Origin of the sequence: Natronobiforma cellulositropha, from assembly GCF_025629245.1 — an archaeon.
Lineage (GTDB): Archaea > Halobacteriota > Halobacteria > Halobacteriales > Natrialbaceae > Natronobiforma > Natronobiforma cellulositropha.
Genome location: NZ_JANZXN010000024.1, coordinates 17,786 through 34,922 on the forward strand (window position 1 = coordinate 17,786; position 17,137 = coordinate 34,922).

A 17,137-nucleotide genomic window follows, 5' to 3' on the forward strand; every position below is an offset into this window, starting at 1 on the left:
CGATTCGGTCCCTACACACGACCGTATGGACCGCTCGAGTCGTCGCGAGAGCTGTGGTCGCTGTAGTTTTACGACCGTCCTCGACGCCGCCGACCCGGGTGACGGGACCGGCGAGGACGACCGCCGCGCTCGCACACGCCAGCGTCACGACCCGTTCGAGGGCGGCGCGATCGAAGTCGACGAACGCGACCTGCGTCTCGCCGCCGCCCCGGCCGTCGCCGCCGCCCGCCTCGGCCGCTGGCTCGACGACACCGCGGCGCGCCTGATCGACCCGCGGCGCTGAGCGTCCGCGCCCACACCCGTCGACCGTCTCGAGTCCCCACGATCACCGCGAGCGGTCGCTCTGCTGGCCATCGTGTATCACCGAGACACTCGAGCGGCTATGTATATCACAGTTCCTCACAGGTGGTGCGTTTCCACAGGACGCTCGAGGCGGGTGGCCGTACTCGGGGCGTGCGGTTTCGAGGCGAAGCGAAGGGGTTCGCTACGTGGTGCGAAACGCCCGGTCGCCCGCGTCGCCGAGACCGGGGACGATGTAGCCGTCGTCGTCGAGGTAGTCGTCGATGGCGACGGTGAGTAAGTCGACTTCGGGGAACTCCTCGCCGACTCTGAGCAGGCCGTCGGGTGCCGAGACCGCCGAGAGGACGATGAGGTGTTCCGGATCGGGGGCGGTCTCGATGACGTGCTCCAAGACGGCACACATGGTGCTGCCGGTCGCGAGCATCGGGTCGGCGACGATCACCGTATCCTCGGGGCGAATCTCCGGTAACTTGACGTAGTCGACGGTGATCGGAAAGCGTCCGCTGTCGTCGCGGCCCGCGTGTTCGTCGCGACTGGCGCTGATCACGCCCTGGCGCGCCCGTGGGAACGCCTTCAGCAGGCCCTCGACGAACGGCGTCGCCGCGCGCAACACGTTGATGATTACCACGTCTTCGAGTCCCTTGACCCGCTCGCCCATCGTCTCCTCGAGCGGCGTCTCGATGGCGACGTACTCGGTCTCCATCCGGCCGTCGATGATCTCGTAGCCACAGAGCCGGCCGAGTTTGACGAGTCCCTTCCGGAACCCGACCTGTTCGGTCTCGACGTCGCGAAGCCGCGAGAGGGTGTCTTTCGCCATCGCGTGCGTGATCAGGTAGGCGTCTCCCCTGTCTTCGATCGGCATACGTCTACGCGCACCCGCCGGACAGTTTACGTTATCGGTCACTGACGCCGATGTGACCGACGGGTAACGGGCCGCTCGAGCGGGCGACTGCGGCAACGAAGTTTATACGGGTGCGCGCCATACACCCCGAGCGACCCGATGGAAGAGAGCATCTCCGGTTTCAAAGTGCGCGGCGACTGGGGGGACGTCGTCGAACACGGCGAGCGCATCACCTACGCCCTGCGCGAGGCTGGCGTCGACGAACCCGATACGGACCTGAACGCCCGCTTCGCTCGCGCGTACGAGGAGTGGAACGAGTGGCGGCCGAAAGCCCACGAAACCCTCGAGGTCGACGTCAGCGAGAAGACCGCCGCCCAGGCCCACCTCGAGGAGGGCGAGGGCGAGAAGGCGGGAAAGGCACCCGACGACGACATCAAGACCGCCGGTGAGAAACTCTCGGCCTCCTACGAGGCGCTCGAGGAGGACGACGCCGCCGAGGCCGTCGACACCTGGCGGGAGTCGATCGACTACGTCGCGCGTGCGGCCGATTCAGCGAGTCGGAAGGCGATCCGACGCGTCGAAGACACCGTCTACCAGCGCGTGATGACCCAACTCGCCCCCTACTACTTCGACAACGCACTCGTCAGCGCGAACATCCAGCAGGCCGGGCGCAACGGCGACGAGACGTTCGTCTTCGAGGTGAACGTCAACGACGACCCGCTGAAAGCCGACGTCTCCGACCGCCTGGCCGAACTCGCAGACGAGGTCGACCGCTGGCACGTCGAAGTCGAGAAGGACACCGACACCGCAGAGGCGGTCGAAGGCGTCGAGCCACCACCGGAGCCGACCGACAACACCCGCTCGACGACGAACTGACCGCGACCGCGTAGGCCGTCCCGACGCACTGTCACTCGAGGGTGACGGCTCTCGGGCGTGCGATGGCCGGCGGTCGGCACACACTAATAGCACCCGGCGGTAGGGGTGAACCATGGTCGACGTCGCGACGCTCCTCGCGTTCTCGTTCGCCTCCCTCGCCAGCCTCTTCATGGCCTGGGCGATCGGCGCTGGCTCGAGCGGTTCGACGCCCTTCGCACCCGCGGTCGGGGCGAACGCGATTTCGGTGATGCGGGCGGGCTTTCTCGTCGGCATCTGCTGTCTGCTGGGGGCGATCTTCCAGGGGGCGAACGTCTCCGAGGCGGTCGGCCAGGACCTCATCCAGAACGTGACGCTCTCGGCCGAGGCCGCCACGATCGGTCTGACGATCGCCGCGATACTGGTCGCCATCGGCATCTTCACCGGCTACCCCATCGCAACGGCGTTCACCGTCACGGGTGCGGTGATCGGTGCCGGTCTCGCGATGAACGGCGACCCGGCCTGGTGGAAGTACCGTGAGATCGCGACCCTCTGGCTGTTGACGCCGTTCGTCGGCGGCGCGGTCGCCTACGTCACCGCTCGAGCGCTGCGCGAGGAACCGATTCCCGAACGCCAGGTCGTCCTCATCCTGGCGGGTATCGTGGGCGCGTTGCTCGCGAACGTCGAATTCGCCGTCCTCGGCTCCGACGGTGCGGGTGCGTCGATCGCCGTCGCCGCCGCGGGCGTCGTTCCTGGTCCCACGGCCGGCGCCGTGGTCGCCGTCACGCTCGCGCTCGCGCTCGGCTGTGCCGGCGTCCTCCGCTGGGACATGCGCCGCGGGACGAGCGTGGCCGAGCGCCACTTCCTGCTCGCACTCGGCGCACTCGTCGCCTTCTCGGCCGGCGGCAGCCAGGTCGGTCTCGCCGTCGGCCCGCTGGTCCCGCTCGCCGATGACGTCGGTCTCACGGTCACGGCGCTGCTCGTCGGCGGCGGCGTCGGACTGCTCGCGGGGGCCTGGACCGGCGCACCGCGGATGATCAAGGCGATCTCACAGGACTACTCCTCGCTGGGCCCGCGCCGGTCGATTGCGGCGCTCATTCCGTCGTTCGCCATCGCCCAGGTCGCCATCCTCTACGGCATCCCGGTCTCGTTCAACCAGATCGTCGTCTCCGCGATCATCGGCAGCGGCTACGCCGCGATGGACTCCGGCGGCGGCGTCAGCGTCCGGAAGATGGGCTTTACCGTCCTCGCGTGGGTCCTCTCGCTGGCCGGTGCCATCGTCGTCACCTACGTCGGCTTTCTCGGTTTCACCTGGCTGTTCGGCTGACCGCCTCCACCGCTGTCGCGTCCGCGAGAGACCGAACACCCTTTATTCGCTCGAGAGCGACACCGAGTATGGACGAGTCACGAACGGTTCACTGGCGACGTGACGCCACGACCTCGCGGACCGTTCGCGCGCTCTGGGCGCTCGGCGCGGGGACGTTCTTCGCGATGATCTCACTCATCGTCTTCTGGCGACTGTTCGGACTGGCTGGCCAGATCGGTGACGAAACCGTCGCCCTCCCGTCGGCCGATCCGTCGACGCTCGCTCTCTCGACGACGTCTCTGACGCTCGTACAGGCCACGCTGCTCGCGGCACTCGGTGGTCTGGCCGCGACCATCCTCGCACTGGCGGCCGCCGGCAACACCGAACGCAGACTCGAGCGACTCACGCGCTCGCTGCCGCTCACACCGCCGTCCGATGCAGCCCTCCGGCGGACGATGGACGCTGCCGTCGGGACGGTCGTGATGGGTGCCGTCATCGGCGGGCTGATCGGTGCAGGCCGTTTCGTTGCCCAGGGCGACCTCCTCGCCACCGGTGCCGGCCCGTTCACCGGTCTCGCCGCCGCGACGCTCCCGCTCGCGCTGATCGCACTCGTTCTCTCCTCGTTTCTCCAGTCGGTCGGCACGCTCGACCTCGAAGCGGGCGTCCTCTACCTCCACGACCCCGAGGCAGCGATCGAACTCGAGACGCTCGTCGCCGTCTCGAGCCGTGACGTCGGCGACGTCTCGGTCCTGACGCTCGCCTACGACCAGCCGGACGGCCAGTACGTCGCCGGCCCACGGCGGCTGGTGGTTCCCCCACGAGTCGCCCACGAACTCGAGAGCCGCGTTGGCCCGGTGACGTAGTTACTCGGCACCCGAACCGGCCGCTCCCGTGTCGCCGGTCTCCCCCAGGGCGGTGAACGACTCCGAGCCACAGCGACACCTCGTGCGTCCGATCACGCGGATCGTCCCATTCGGCCACTGTCTCGCGGCGTACACCGCCTCACAGTGATCGCACACCGCTGCAACCTTCGTCACGTCGTCCCGGTGTGCCATCACTCCCCTCCGACTGCCGTTTCCGCAATCATTGGTACCTCTACGCACCCTCGGAGAATAGCGATTGCGAGATTCGCGCCACTCGTGTTGCGCCTTTCGCAACATTCGCCCTCTCGATTGGCGGATCTCTCAGACCCTGCTCGATTTCTTCGACTCGCCCGTCAGCCGTCTTCGGCTCTCAGCTCACCGAAGTGGTTGAACGGCCGGACGTGTACGCGCTTGACGAGGTCGACCGACTCGATCTCGAGACCGAGTCTCGTGACCTCACCGGTAATTCTGTCCACGGCATCCGAACTCTCGCCGACCGCCTCGATGTGGACGTTCACCGTCCCGGTTAGCATCTCACGGACGGCGACGACGCCGTGGACGCGCATGATGTTCTCGACGAGTGCCGAGCGTTCGCTCACCGGTGCTCGACACAGGAGCATCATCTGGAGTTGGTAGCCCGCCCGTTCGTAGTCGATATCCGGGTGATATCCTCGCACGATGTCTGCCTCCTCGAGGCGGCCGATCCGGTTGCGGACGGTACTCGGTGAGACGCCGACACGGTCTCCCATCTCCGCGGCGGTCGCTCCCCTGGCGTCCGCTTGCAGCACGTGTAAGATTCCTCGATCGACGTCGTCGAGTTCACGCATGCGGTGAGCTGTCCACTTCCATCCATATAGTTAGGGACCTGCGCGTGGGCCGATACCCTACTCCTCGCTCGCCTCCTCGATCGGCTCGTCGAACTTCGTCAGCCTGGCCTTCATGATCCGGGTGTTTTCGACGTCTTCGACGGTGATCCGCACGCTGTCGTAAGTGAGTTCCTCACCCTCTTCGACCAGCCGACCCGCGCGGTTGAAGATGAACCCGGCGATGGTCTCGAACTCCTCGCCCTCGGGGAGGTCGATCTCGAGCGCCTCGTTGACGTCTTCGATGTTGACCTCGCCGCGGACGAGGACGGTCCGCTCGTCGATCTCTTCGATCGGCTCTTCCTCGCCCCCCTCGAGGATCTCGCCGACGATCTCTTCGATCATGTCCTCCATCGTCACCAGCCCCTCAGTGGTGCCGAACTCGTCGATGACGATCACCATGTGCATGCGCGCCTCGCGCATCTCGGCGAGCAGTTCGTCGACGTTCTTCGACTCGGGGACGTGTAGCGTCGGCTGAATCAGGTCCTCTAAGGCGAGATCCGTCCGTTCGCCGTAGTTGAGGTCGCGAACCAGATCGCGGATGTGGACCACGCCCTGGATGTTGTCGAGACTCCCCTCGTAGACCGGAATGCGCGCGTGGCCGCTCTGGATACAGGTCTCGATCGCCTCGTCGATGGCGGCGTCTTTCGGCACCGCCGTCATATCCAGTCGCGGCGTCATCACCTCCTTGACGATCGTGTTGTTGAACCGGAAGATCCGCTGGAGCATCTCGTGTTCGTCCTCTTCGAGGACCCCCTCGCGCTCGCCGGACTCGATCATCTCCTGGATCTCGGTCCGGGTGACGTACGGCGTCTCGATCGCCCCGCTCGAGCCAGTCACCTTGTTGACCTGTCGGGTGAGGTAATCGAAGACGACGACCAGCGGCAACAGGACGTACTCGGTCGCCTTCAGCGGCTTCGCGATCCGTACCGACCAGGTCTCGGTGTTCTCGACGGCGTAGGACTTCGGGGCACTCTCACCGAAGAGCAACACGATGGCGGTGATCCCGAACGTCGCGAGGACCACTCCCAGGAGACCGCCGAAGTGAATCGAGAGGACGGCCGTCGCGATCGACGACATCGCGATGTTGACGATGTTGTTCCCGACCAGGATCGTCACCAGCAACCGGTGGGGGTCGTCTTTCAGCGCCTTCACCCGGGTCGCCCCCTGGATTCCCTCCTCGACCATCCCCTCGACGCGGTGTTTCGGCAGAGAGAACATCGCGATCTCGGACGAGGAGAAAAAGCCCGACAGCGCGATCAACACGGCGACCGCGACCACTCCCAGCACCGTCACCGTCGACTGCTCGAGTTCGGTCCCCACCACCGGGACCTCGTAGGCCGTGAGGGCGATCTCGAGGAGCGAAACCAGTTCCATTGACTACCCCCGTTTATCACCCGGCCGATTAACGCTTTCCGCTTTTTCGACGTTCTGGCCCCGGGTGGCCGCCCTGTCCGCTCGGAACACGCTACGTTTTTCCCGATCCCGCGACGACCGCCACCAATGAGTGACCTCGAAACCGCTGGTGCGGCGATCGAGGCGGGCGACCTCGTCGTCTACCCCACCGAGACCGTCTACGGACTCGCCGCGAACGCACTCGACCCGGCGGCCGTCGACCGACTGTTCGCGCTTAAGGGCCGCGACCGCTCGAAGCCGGTCTCGATCGCCCTCTCGAGCGTCGAGGACGCCCTGACCTACGTCGACGCGACCGACCGCGAGCGCGAGTTCATGCGGGCGTTTCTCCCGGGGCCGGTGACCGTCCTCTGTGCGCGTCGCGAGTCGATCCCCGACGCCGTCACCGGCGGCCGCGAGCGCGTCGGCGTCCGCGTTCCCGACTGCGACCTCGCGCTCGCCCTCTGTGAGCGGGTCGCCCCGCTCCCGATCACCGCGACCAGCGCGAACCGCAGCGGCGAGGCGAACGCCCGCCGCGTCGCCGACCTCGACCCCGCAATCCGCGAGACCGCGGTCGTCCTCGACGGCGGCGAGACGCCCGGCGGCGAGAGCACCGTCGTCGACGTCTCGAGCGGAACGATCCTCCGCCGTGGCGAGCACGCCGGCGCGATCGAACGCTGGCTCGCCGAACACTGATAGACACCTCAGCGCTCGAGCACACGGCACACACTCGCCACCAACACACCCTCACCGCTCGAGTAACGACCGCAGCGTCCGCGTCCGGACGCCACACGTCTCGGCGTACTCGCAGGCGCGACACTTCGCGGTGTCCCCGAGCCGTGGCGGCGGCCCGTCGACGGCGCGAACCGTCCGGAGAGTCCGCCGGTACTGGGCCTTGCGTCGCGTCGTCAGCGGAACGCGCCTGATCACGCCGTAGGCCGGATACTCGAGGTAGGCGATTTCGATGGGGGTCTTCGTCTCCCACGCCAGCGCCTTCGCCGCGGCGACGGCGTGGACCGTCTGGGTGGCGTAGACGCCGCGTTCGGGCGGCCGACCCGCCGAGACGAGCGACGGGGCGAGCGGCCCCTCGAGCACTTTCTGAATCACACCGCGACACTCCCGGCCGGTGACCAGCCGGTCACACTCGCGGGGCTCACACAGCCGTTCCCACTCGCCGTGTTCCTCGAAGCGCCCGCGGGTCTCCTCGAGTGCGCGCCGGTAGGCCCGCGGCTCGAGCGCGATGGGTTCGTCCGCGAGCGCCTCGAGCGGGCAGGTCAGCAGGTCGCGATAGCGCGTCGCGAGCGCACGAACACGCGAGACCTCGGTTGGCACCGCCGCGGGGGAGTCGGCGCGCTCTCGGCGTCGGTAGTAGTACGCCCGCGGGCAGTAGGCGGCGGTTCGGAGGTCACTGAAGGCGACGAGCGGTGTCGACACGACACGGGATCTGGCCCCGTCATCGTACAAAAACCCTCTCCGCTCGAGCGGCCACCGACCGACACGGTACGCCCGGTCTCAGAACGAGACGTCCGTCTCCATGCCGTCGGTGGCGTCTGCGAGTCCGTCCTCGCGGAGGTCCTTCGCCATCCGCGCGCTGAGGTCTGCGTCGTCGAGGGTGCTGTCGAACTCGTCGCGGTAGCGGTCGTTGGCCGCTCGAGACTCGTCTCTCGCGGCCGCAACCCGGCGGTAGCGGCGGATGCGCTCCTCGTCGACGCCGAACTCGTCGGCGAGTGTCGCGTCGTCGTGCTTTCTGACGGTGACGAGGTCGACGCCGTCGGCGTCCTCGTCGCTCACGAGGTGTAACGAGAGTCGGGCGTCGAAGACGGTCTCCGCGTCGGTACCGAGGTCGTCGGCGATCTCCGCGTCGCTCGCACCCTCGTAGAACCCCCTGGCGACGGCCCGAAGCTCACTTTCGGACAGGGCGGACTCGAACTCGTAGCGCTCACGCATCCGCGCGATGACGGTCTCGAGACGCTCCTCGATGGTTCGCTCGTCCTGCTCGAGGGTGCCGCGGGTGTCCTGCTGTGACTCGGTCACCGTCGCCTCACCGTCGGTGACGCTAGCGAAGATGTCCCGAAGCTCCGCGGTTTTTTCGTTCATGAAGGGAATCTGGCGACGGGGGACTATTTAACCCTGTTGCCAGATACGTTGGGAAAATCACGAGGGTTACGCCCGCGTTCGCGCCCAACCGCCGGCGCGTTTCGCCTCAGAACGGTGCCTGTGGGCCTTCGTCGGTCTCGCCGTCGTCGACGGTCTCGCCGGGGAAGGAGGGGCTCGCACCGCCTCCGCCGCCCATCTCTTCATCGCCCATGCCGGTGTGGGCGTGGACCGCCGTGATCTCGGGAATCTCCTTGACCATGCGGCTCTTGATCGCCTGGATCGTCATCGGCGAGATGCCACAGCCGCTGCAGGCGCCGCCGAGGGCGATCGAGACCTCGCCGCTTTCGCGGTCGATGTCCTGAATCGCCGCGCTGCCGCCGTGCATCTGGATCTGCGGGAAGTTCCGGCGCAGGAAGTTCACCACGCGCTCTTCGAGGTCGTCGCCGTCGTTCTGGGCGTCCGTGCTCATGTATCCGCCTTGGGTGTGCGCCTCCTTAGGCCTTCCGTCGTACCCGTTCATAGGGTCGGTTGTAAGTCGTTGCACCCTCAATCGCGACACACCGTTGCGATTGATCGATAAACCGTTACAACCGACCCTATCAGGCGACGCCGAAGATCCGCTCGAGTTCGCCTTCGATCTCCCCGACGTGCGTCTCGAGGACCGTCTCGAAGGTCTCCTCGTCGGCGAGGACGCCCGTGAGTCGCTCGTAGGGGTCGTCGGGGAGTTCGATGCGGAACGCCTGCTCGTCCTCGCCGACGTAGAACGGCTCGCTCTCGTTGAGCACCTGCTGGTCGATCGCGTGGACGAGCTGGGAGTCGTAGCGGTCGTTCATCCGGTTGAACGCGTTCTTGTACGCCTGCTGGAGTTCGGGGAAGTAGTGAACGTACTTGTCCTCGAACTTCTCGGGGTCGAAATCGGCCATCGGTGCCCGAATGGAGGCGAAGCGAGCACAAAAATCGGACGATTGGACGGCCGCCGCTACTCCGGGGCTGCTATCGCAAGCCGAAGGTACACGCCTCCGAGTACCATTTCCAGGGACTAATGCATCCGGACCAGCAGCCACTCCCACTCGAGACACTCCCTCCGGGGTGGGGGCTCGCGGCACACGAGGGGGCGCATATCGCCTACCGGTACAGTCGTCTCCCCATCGAACTCGTCGCCGCCCGGACCGACGGCGAGCGGGTCCACCCGGCGGTCGGTCTCGAGCGCCCCTGGGAGCTTCGTTGCCGTCACCTCGCCGGCGAATTCCCCTTCCGCGACGTGATCGGGTGCGTTTCGACTCGCCGTGCCGCCCTCCTCGCCCTCCGCGAGTCGATGCAGCGACTGCACGACGAGACCGACACCCTCGAGAGCCCCTTCGACGTCCGTCGCGTCCTCGAACGCATCTCGCTCTGTGACCGCGTCCCCGAACCGTCGGACACGCCGTGAGAGAAAACACCCGATCGAGTACACGTAGCGGAAATTAACTTCACACAGACACTAACCATCCGTACGAGGCTCTGCAGCGGTGGGGGTGTTCCGACCCGCGCTCGTCCAGCGTCTCCGGGGCGGCTCTCTCCATCTCCTTTTTCGTCTCGCGCAGAAACTCACTCCGTGGCCGTCGCGTTCACCGGCCGGCTGACGTGGTCTCTCCCTACGAACCTCGTCACCTCTGGAGAAATCATATTTCCCATATCATGTGTCTGAAGATGACCTTTTGGCCGGTGACGGCCCGGGTCCGCGAACCGAGTGTTCTCACCGAACGGAAACGTTTAGGAATCGTGACCGCGAGCACTCGAGGATGAGTCAGTACACGGCAGCGGTCATCGGGACGGGTCCGGAACCCGACAACCCGGTCTGGGGGGAGAGCGCCGCGATGGCCTACAGACACGGGGTAGCCTACCGGGACTGCGAGGCGAGCGACCTGGTCGGCTGTGCGGATATCGTCCGTGAGAACGCCGCCGACTTCGCCGTAGCGTTCGACCTGCCCGACTCGAGCGTCTACGAGGACCACGAGACGATGCTCGCGGAACTCGAGCCAGACGTCGTCAGCATCTGTACGCCGGTGCCGACCCACGCCGACCTCGTCGTCAGCACCGTCGAGTCGGGCGTCCCGCTCGCGGTCCACTGCGAGAAGCCGATGGCTCACACCTGGGCCGAGAGCCAGCGCATGGCCGCCGTCGCCGCCGACGCCGACGTTCAGCTCACCTTCAACCACCAGCGCCGCTTCGGCCCGCAGTGGGTACGCGCACGTGACCTGCTCGAGTCGGGGGCGATCGGCGACCTCGAGCGCGTCGAAGTCGGCGGGAAGAACCTCTTCGATTACGGCTCACACCTGATCGACCTGGCGAACGCGTTCGCGGGCGAGCGGGGTGCCGAGTGGGTGTTCGGGCAGGTCCACTACACCGAGGCGGACGTCCGCTACGGCGTCCACAACGAGAACCAGGCGCTCGCCTGTTGGGGCTACGGGAACGGCGTCCACGCGCTCGCCTCGACGGGCCACGGCTCCGGTGCGGACCTCGTCGGCTGTGAACAGCGCCTGCTCGCCACCGCCGGAACCATCGAGATCAACCCCGACGGCACCGACGCCAGCCTCCGCTACCGGGCAGACGAGACCGACGGCTGGCGCGAGGAGTCGCCCGACGCCGACTGCGAGACGCCGCTGATCACCCTCGCCATCGAGGACGTGCTGGCCGCCCTCGACTCCGGCCGCGAACCCGAGACCTCGGCCGCGAAGGCGCTCCGGGCCACCGAGATCATCTTCGCCGCCTGGGCCTCCGCCCGCCGCCGCGAACGGCTCTCGCTCCCGCTCGAGGACGGCGGCAACGCCCTGACCGAACTGGTCGACGCCGGTGAACTGACGCCCGACACCTAGGCGTGCGGACGGGTGGGCGAACCGTTAACCCGCCGCGGGTCGCTACTCGAGACGATGACTGACGACCGCCCGTCGTGTTGCTCGCCCGGCCGGGACGACGCCGGCGACCGCTCGAGTGACCCGGCCACTGACGCCCGCTCGAGCGCCCAGGCGACCGCGCGCCCGTCACCGGACGCCGCAAGCCCGCTCGACTCGCGACGCCTGCGCTCGCTGCCGGGTGGCTCGTTCACCATGGGCACCGACACCGACGTCGGCTTCCCCGAAGACGGCGAGGGTCCCGCCCGGGAGGTGACGCTCGAGCCGTTCGCCGTGAGCGCCCACGCCGTCACCAACGCCGAGTTCTACCGGTTCGTCCGCGCGACCGACTACACGACCGACGCCGAGCGCTACGGCTGGTCGTTCGTCTTCGCCGACTTCCCCACCGAGGAGGCAGATACCGTCGGCACCGCGGGCGACGCCGAGTGGTGGGCCGGCGTCGAGGGCGCGACCTGGTTCCGCCCGGAGGGACCGGGCTCGTCGGTTCGCGACCGCCTCTCTCACCCCGTCGTCCACGTCTCCTGGAACGACGCCGTCGCCTACTGCGAGTGGGCGGGCGCGCGCCTCCCGACCGAAGCCCAGTGGGAGTACGCCGCCCGCGGCGGACGCGAGCGCACCCACTTTCCGTGGGGTGACGACCTCGAGCCAGACGGCGAGCACCGCTGTAACGTCTGGCAGGGCGAGTTTCCGACCCACAACACCGCCGCCGACGGCTACGAGGGGACCGCACCGGTCGACGCCTACGGCCCGAACGGCTACGGCCTGTACAACGTCGTCGGCAACGTCTGGGAGTGGTGTCGCGACTGGTTCGACCCCGACTACCACGAGACCAGTGCCGACGCGAACCCGACCGGACCCGCAGACGGCGACGCGAAGTCGATGCGCGGCGGCTCCTACCTCTGTCACGACTCCTGGTGTAACCGCTACCGCCTCGCCGCCCGCAGCCAGAACACGCCCGATAGCTCGAGCGGCAACGTCGGCTTCCGGGTCGTCGTCGAGCCCTGACCCAGCGGTCCCTGCCGAAACCGTGATGTGCGCTCGCGTATCGACTCGGGTATGCGAGCGCTCGAGACGGTGACGACGCGCGGGATTCGACTCGACCAGCCGACGGTGCCCCGAGGTGGCCGGCCATGACCCGGCTCGCCCTCGTCGGTGCGGGCGGCTTCGGCACCCACCTGGCCCACGCTGTCGACGCCCACCCGACGGCCACGCTCGTCGCTGTCGCCGACGTCGACCCCACAGCCCGGACCGAGGCCGCCGCCACCTTCGGCCTCGAGAGCGACGCCTGCTTCGAGACCGACGCCGACTGCTACGAGGCGGCCGACCCCGACGGCGTGATCGTCGCGACGCCGCCCGCGCTCCACCTGCCACAGCTTCGCCGGGCGCTCGAGCGCGACTGTCACGTCCTCTGTGAGAAACCCGTCGTCTGCGACCTCGCGGAGGCACGGACGCTCGCCGCACTCGCCGACGCCAGCGAGGCGACGGTGATGGCGGGCTACCAGCGCCACCTCGACCCGGCGTTTCGCGCGGGCTACGACCGCTGGCACGACGGCGACGCCGAACCGACGTTCGTCACGGGCGAACTCACCCAGAACTGGCACCACCACTTCGAGCGCGGAACCGACTGGCGACTCGACCCCGACCTCGGCGGCCGGGGCCACCTCTTCAGCGTCGGCACGCACGTCCTCGAGTCGCTCCTCTGGATGACCGGTCTGACCCCCGAGCGCGTCACCGCGCAGATGACCTTCTACGACGACGAGCGCCACATCGACACCCAGGCGGCCGTCACGATCCGCTTCGAGAACGGCGCGCTCGCCAGCCTCGCCGACACCGCCACGGCCGCGACCGAGCGCGAGCGACTCCGGATCTGGGACGACGACGGCGCGTTCGAACTCAGCGCGCGCGACTGGGACCGCCCGACGGCGACGCTGATCGACGCCGCGGGGGCCGAGTCGCCGCTCGAGGTCGACCACGAGTCCGCTCGCGGGACGATCGACGCCTTCGTCGACGTGATCGACGCGGGCGCAGAGCCACCGGCGACCGTCACCGACGTCTGCCGGGTGAGCGCCCTCCTCGACGCCATCTACGAGGCCGCAGAAACCGGCGACTCGGTCGCCGTCGACCGCGTCTAACATTTTCTCGCTCACTCGCCCTTCTCACTCGCCCCGCTCACGCGCCTCCTCACTCGCGGCCGACCAGGAGGACGCGAAGGTCGTTGACGTTCGTCCCCGTCGGGCCGGTCCGAACCACGCCGCCGTACCTCGAGAAGTAGCCGGAGGCGTCGTTGGCTGCGAGCGCTGCTCGGGCCGCCTCGCGGTCGACCTCGCCGCTCTCGACGATGGCTCCGGCGGTCTCGCTCGCGCCGTCGACGCCGTCGGTGTCGACCGCGCCGACGACGACCGCCCCCGGGAAGTCGGCCAGTTCGGTCCCCGCGCTCAGGACGAACTCCGCGTTCGGCCCGCCCGACCCGTCGCCCGCGACGGTCACCGTCGTCTCCCCGCCGGAGACGAGGACGACCGGCGGCTCGAACGGCTCACCCGACAGCGCACACTCCTCGGCGATGGCGACGTGGTCGCGTGCCACCTCCCGCGCCTCGCCACGGACGCGCGTCGAGAGCAGTGCGCTCGCGTAGCCGCGCTCGCTCGCACACGCTCTGGCGGCCTCGAGCGCGGTCCGGCCGTTCGCGAGTACGTGGGTGTCGACGCGCTCGAAGGCCGGATCGTCGGGTCCCGGTGTCTCCGCGAGGTCTCCCGCCGCGCCAGACTCGAGGTGGCGACGGACCGCGTCGGGGGCATCCACGCCGTAGCGCTCGAGCACCGCCAGCGCCTCGGCGTAGCTCGTCGAATCCGGCGAGACGGGACCGCTCGCGACCGTCTCGAGGTCGTCGCCGACCACGTCGCTGAACACCAGCGCACAGACGCTCGCGGGGTGGGCGGCCCGAGCGAGCTGGCCGCCTTTGAGCCGCGAGAGGTGCTTTCTGACCGCGTTGAGGTCGCCGATGGGTGCGCCCGCGGCGAGCAGCCGGTCGGTGACTGTACGGAGCGCTTCGAGTGAGACGCCGTCTGCAGGCTGGGTGAGGTGGGCGCTCCCACCGCCGGTCACGAGGACGATCACGAGGTCGTCGGTCCCCGCCTCGCGTGCGAGACGGACCACCTCCCTCGCACCGCGGACGTTCGCCTCGCCCGGCAGCGGGTGTGCCCCTTCGAGGACGCTCAGCCGGTCGGTCTCGAGCGCCTCGTCCGAGACGACGACGCCCTCCTGCAGGTGCTCGCCGAGACGTTCCTCGAGCGCGAGCGCGGCCGCACCCGCGGCGTTCCCGCCCCCGACGACGACCACCCGGCCGTCGCGCTCGAGACCGTAGGTCGCTCCCCCAACTCTCAGAACGCCGTCCTCGACGGTCAGTTCGCGTCCGATCACCGTCTCGGGGTGGGCGGCGCGGACGCCACGCTCGAGACACTCGAGAACGGTCTCACGTCGCTCGTCACCGCCGAGGGCCGCCCGGTCGTCGATCATCGTCTCTCCCACTGTCGCCGACCGACAAAATACCTGCCCGCCCATCCACCCATTTCGCCCACCCCACCTGTCTCACCCGTTTCGCTCATCCAATCCGCTCGTCTCGCCGCTGCTCACTCGCGGAGTTCGGCCACGTCGAACACCGGTTTACACGTCTCTCCGGCGAGGAACGCCTCGAACGCCGCGTCGGCCTCGAGCAGCGAGAACCGCTCGTCGAGCATCGTCTCGCCGTCGACACGCCCGTCGCCGAGCAGCCTGATCGCGCGCTCGAAGTCCTCGTACGTCGAGGCGTAGGAACACTGGAGGTCGACTTCGGCGCGCACCAGCGGCGAGTAGGCCATCGTCGTCTCGCCGGTCTGGCCGACGAGGACGATCTGGCCGCCTTTCCGGACCTCCGTCGCTGCCATCGTCAGCCCCGAGGGGTGGCCGGTGGTGTCGAAGACCACGTCGTAGCCGATCCCGTCCGTGTGGCGCTCGCGTGCGGACTCGAGCGCCTCGCCGCCGACGACGACCGTCTCGAAGCCGAGTTCCTCGGCGAGCGGGAGGCGGTAGGTCTCGTCGCGCTCGACGCCCGCCACCAGCACCGACCCGCCCTGTGCGCGGGCGACCTGGGCCGTCAGCAGGCCGATCGGTCCCGGTCCCGCGACCAGCACCCGGTCGCCCGCCCGCGCCCGGGAGTTCTCGACGACCGCCCGGACGCCGACGCTCGTCGGCTCGACCAGCGCCGCGTGTGCCTCCTCGAGTGCGTCGGGAACGGGGTGGAGCGCCGTCTCGGGCACGGCCAGTGAGCCCGCGAACGCGCCGTCGTGGTCGACGCCCGTGATCTGGGCGTCCCGACAGACGTTCTCCGCCCCGATCGAACACTGGTAACACGAACCACAGCCGCGGATCGGCCGCTCGACGACCCGGTCACCGACCGAAAACTGTGTGACCGCGTCACCGACGTCGACGACGCGGCCGGTGTACTCGTGGCCGATGACCGTCGGTAGCTCCATCCGCTCGAACGCCGACTTGAACCGGTAGATTCCCGCGTCGCTGCCACAGAGTCCGGCGTAGTCGACGTCGATCAGTGCCTCCTCCGGTCCTGGTGTCGGGCGCTCGAGGTCGCGTAACTCCATCGCCCCCTCGGTCCGTGCCACTTTCGCGAGTCCACGCATTTGACGAGTAGTTCTCGCCGAATCATATCAACCTGTGGCTCCCGGCCATCCACCGCCAGCCATCGACGCACCAGCTTTAATATCTCGAGCGGATTACGGCTACGTATGTCTGTCTCAGACCCGCTCGAGACACCGGTAGCGGTCACTGCCGAGAACATCGGCGGCATCGACCGGACGACGGTCTCACTCGAGCCGGGCGTCAACGTCCTCACCGGGCGCAACGCCACGAACCGCACCTCGTTTCTCCAGGCGATCATGGCCGCCCTCGGCAGCGACCGCCCCTCGCTGAAAGGCGACGCCGACCAGGGCAGTGCCACCCTCGCCTTCGGCGAGAATACGTACACGCGCTCGATCAGCCGGCGAAACGGCCACCTCGTCTTCGACGGCGATCCCTACCTCGAGGACGCCGAACTGGCGGATCTCTTCGCCTTCTTGCTCGAGTCGAACGAGGCGCGCCGGGCCGTGGGCCGGGGGGACGATCTGCGCGAGCTGATCATGCGGCCGATCGACACCGACGAGATTCAGGCCCAGATCACCCTCTTAGAGACCGAAAAGCGCGATATCGACGAGCAACTGGCCGACCTCGAGCGCCTCGCCGAGCGCCTGCCCGAACTCGAAGCCGAGCGCGTCGGTCTCGACGACGAAATCGCCGACCTCGAAGCCGAACTCGAGACCGTCGAGACCGAACTCGAGGAACTCGACGCCGACGTCGAGGAGAGCCAGGCGAAGAAATCCGACCTCGAGCGGACCTTCGCCGACCTCCGCCGGGCCCGCCAGCGCCTCGAGTCGGCCCGCTTCGACCTCGAGACCGAACGCGAGGCCCGGAGTGAACTCGAGCGCGAGCGCGAAGAGCTCGAAGAGCGACTCGAGACCATCGGCGGTGAGGAGACCGACTCGCCCGCCCGTCTGGAGGGAAGAGTGCAGGAACTCAGAGAGCGCAAACGCGCACTCGACACCACGCTCAACGACCTCCAGAGCGTCATCCGCTTCAACGAGGAGCGCCTCGAGGAGGGCGGCATCGACCTCGGCGAGGCGCGCGCCGAAGGCGGCGACCTGACCGAC

Annotated in this window: 20 protein-coding genes; 10 read left to right on the top strand and 10 right to left on the bottom strand. The window is 68.2% G+C overall.

Annotated elements, in window-relative coordinates; translation table 11 throughout:
• Window positions 1–25 precede the first annotated feature (25 nt).
• Complete coding sequence (locus N0B15_RS11725) at window positions 26–283, top strand: DUF8007 family protein (RefSeq protein WP_263019896.1); 258 nt, start codon at window positions 26–28, stop codon at window positions 281–283.
• 201 nt (window positions 284–484) lie between these two features.
• Here N0B15_RS11725 and upp read toward each other — a convergent pair whose 3' ends face one another.
• Window positions 485–1,162, bottom strand: a complete 678-nt coding sequence (upp, locus tag N0B15_RS11730; RefSeq protein ID WP_263019897.1) for a uracil phosphoribosyltransferase — start codon at window positions 1,160–1,162, stop codon at window positions 485–487.
• Between the two features lie 138 nt (window positions 1,163–1,300).
• Between upp and N0B15_RS11735 the strand changes: the two genes are divergently transcribed.
• From N0B15_RS11735 to N0B15_RS11745, 3 genes are all read left to right on the top strand, one after another.
• The gene (locus N0B15_RS11735) at window positions 1,301–2,017 is read left to right on the top strand and encodes a DUF5828 family protein (RefSeq protein ID WP_263019898.1); all 717 of its coding nucleotides are present in this window, start codon (window positions 1,301–1,303) and stop codon (window positions 2,015–2,017) included.
• 112 nt (window positions 2,018–2,129) lie between these two features.
• Window positions 2,130–3,320: an inorganic phosphate transporter gene (locus N0B15_RS11740; RefSeq protein ID WP_263019899.1), complete on the top strand. Its 1,191-nt coding sequence runs from the start codon at window positions 2,130–2,132 to the stop codon at window positions 3,318–3,320.
• A gap of 68 nt (window positions 3,321–3,388) precedes the next feature.
• On the top strand, window positions 3,389–4,162 hold the full coding sequence (locus N0B15_RS11745; protein ID WP_263019900.1) for a hypothetical protein: 774 nt from the start codon (window positions 3,389–3,391) through the stop codon (window positions 4,160–4,162).
• Here the strand turns inward: N0B15_RS11745 and N0B15_RS11750 are convergent, their stop codons facing one another.
• From N0B15_RS11750 to N0B15_RS11760, 3 genes are all read right to left on the bottom strand, one after another.
• Complete coding sequence (locus tag N0B15_RS11750) at window positions 4,163–4,354, bottom strand: hypothetical protein (RefSeq protein ID WP_263019901.1); 192 nt, start codon at window positions 4,352–4,354, stop codon at window positions 4,163–4,165.
• Between the two features lie 161 nt (window positions 4,355–4,515).
• A complete protein-coding gene (locus tag N0B15_RS11755) occupies window positions 4,516–4,989 on the bottom strand; it encodes an Lrp/AsnC family transcriptional regulator (protein ID WP_263019902.1) in 474 nt (157 codons plus the stop codon).
• Between the two features lie 57 nt (window positions 4,990–5,046).
• On the bottom strand, window positions 5,047–6,402 hold the full coding sequence (locus N0B15_RS11760; RefSeq protein WP_263019903.1) for a hemolysin family protein: 1,356 nt from the start codon (window positions 6,400–6,402) through the stop codon (window positions 5,047–5,049).
• Window positions 6,403–6,528: 126 nt separating this feature from the next.
• Between N0B15_RS11760 and N0B15_RS11765 the strand changes: the two genes are divergently transcribed.
• Window positions 6,529–7,113: an L-threonylcarbamoyladenylate synthase gene (locus N0B15_RS11765; protein ID WP_263019904.1), complete on the top strand. Its 585-nt coding sequence runs from the start codon at window positions 6,529–6,531 to the stop codon at window positions 7,111–7,113.
• Between the two features lie 51 nt (window positions 7,114–7,164).
• On the opposite strand, the gene N0B15_RS11770 is transcribed toward N0B15_RS11765, so the two are convergent.
• The 4 genes from N0B15_RS11770 to N0B15_RS11785 all read right to left on the bottom strand — a co-directional run bounded on the left by N0B15_RS11770 (window position 7,165) and on the right by N0B15_RS11785 (window position 9,437).
• Window positions 7,165–7,851: a CRISPR-associated protein Cas4 gene (locus N0B15_RS11770; protein ID WP_263019905.1), complete on the bottom strand. Its 687-nt coding sequence runs from the start codon at window positions 7,849–7,851 to the stop codon at window positions 7,165–7,167.
• A gap of 78 nt (window positions 7,852–7,929) precedes the next feature.
• On the bottom strand, window positions 7,930–8,514 hold the full coding sequence (locus N0B15_RS11775; RefSeq protein WP_263019906.1) for a conditioned medium-induced protein 4: 585 nt from the start codon (window positions 8,512–8,514) through the stop codon (window positions 7,930–7,932).
• A gap of 106 nt (window positions 8,515–8,620) precedes the next feature.
• Window positions 8,621–8,983: a NifU family protein gene (locus tag N0B15_RS11780; RefSeq protein ID WP_263019907.1), complete on the bottom strand. Its 363-nt coding sequence runs from the start codon at window positions 8,981–8,983 to the stop codon at window positions 8,621–8,623.
• 130 nt (window positions 8,984–9,113) lie between these two features.
• A complete protein-coding gene (locus tag N0B15_RS11785) occupies window positions 9,114–9,437 on the bottom strand; it encodes a DUF5783 family protein (RefSeq protein ID WP_263019908.1) in 324 nt (107 codons plus the stop codon).
• Window positions 9,438–9,556: 119 nt separating this feature from the next.
• Here N0B15_RS11785 and N0B15_RS11790 point away from each other — a divergent pair, with 119 nt between their 5' ends.
• The 4 genes from N0B15_RS11790 to N0B15_RS11805 all read left to right on the top strand — a co-directional run bounded on the left by N0B15_RS11790 (window position 9,557) and on the right by N0B15_RS11805 (window position 13,537).
• Complete coding sequence (locus N0B15_RS11790) at window positions 9,557–9,943, top strand: hypothetical protein (protein WP_263019909.1); 387 nt, start codon at window positions 9,557–9,559, stop codon at window positions 9,941–9,943.
• A 352-nt stretch (window positions 9,944–10,295) separates the two neighbouring features.
• Window positions 10,296–11,369 (top strand): Gfo/Idh/MocA family protein, encoded by a 1,074-nt coding sequence (locus tag N0B15_RS11795; protein WP_263019910.1) that lies wholly within the window; start codon window positions 10,296–10,298, stop codon window positions 11,367–11,369.
• Between the two features lie 54 nt (window positions 11,370–11,423).
• Window positions 11,424–12,410 (top strand): formylglycine-generating enzyme family protein, encoded by a 987-nt coding sequence (locus tag N0B15_RS11800; protein WP_263019911.1) that lies wholly within the window; start codon window positions 11,424–11,426, stop codon window positions 12,408–12,410.
• 125 nt (window positions 12,411–12,535) lie between these two features.
• The gene (locus N0B15_RS11805; RefSeq protein WP_263019912.1) at window positions 12,536–13,537 is read left to right on the top strand and encodes a Gfo/Idh/MocA family protein; all 1,002 of its coding nucleotides are present in this window, start codon (window positions 12,536–12,538) and stop codon (window positions 13,535–13,537) included.
• Between the two features lie 49 nt (window positions 13,538–13,586).
• On the opposite strand, the gene N0B15_RS11810 is transcribed toward N0B15_RS11805, so the two are convergent.
• The gene (locus N0B15_RS11810; protein WP_263019913.1) at window positions 13,587–14,918 is read right to left on the bottom strand and encodes a glycerate kinase type-2 family protein; all 1,332 of its coding nucleotides are present in this window, start codon (window positions 14,916–14,918) and stop codon (window positions 13,587–13,589) included.
• Between the two features lie 113 nt (window positions 14,919–15,031).
• Window positions 15,032–16,075 (bottom strand): zinc-dependent alcohol dehydrogenase, encoded by a 1,044-nt coding sequence (locus tag N0B15_RS11815; RefSeq protein WP_263019914.1) that lies wholly within the window; start codon window positions 16,073–16,075, stop codon window positions 15,032–15,034.
• Between the two features lie 105 nt (window positions 16,076–16,180).
• On the opposite strand from N0B15_RS11815, the gene N0B15_RS11820 reads away from it, so the two are divergent.
• On the top strand, window positions 16,181–17,137 hold a 957-nt coding region (locus N0B15_RS11820; RefSeq protein ID WP_263019915.1), incomplete at its 3' end, for an archaea-specific SMC-related protein.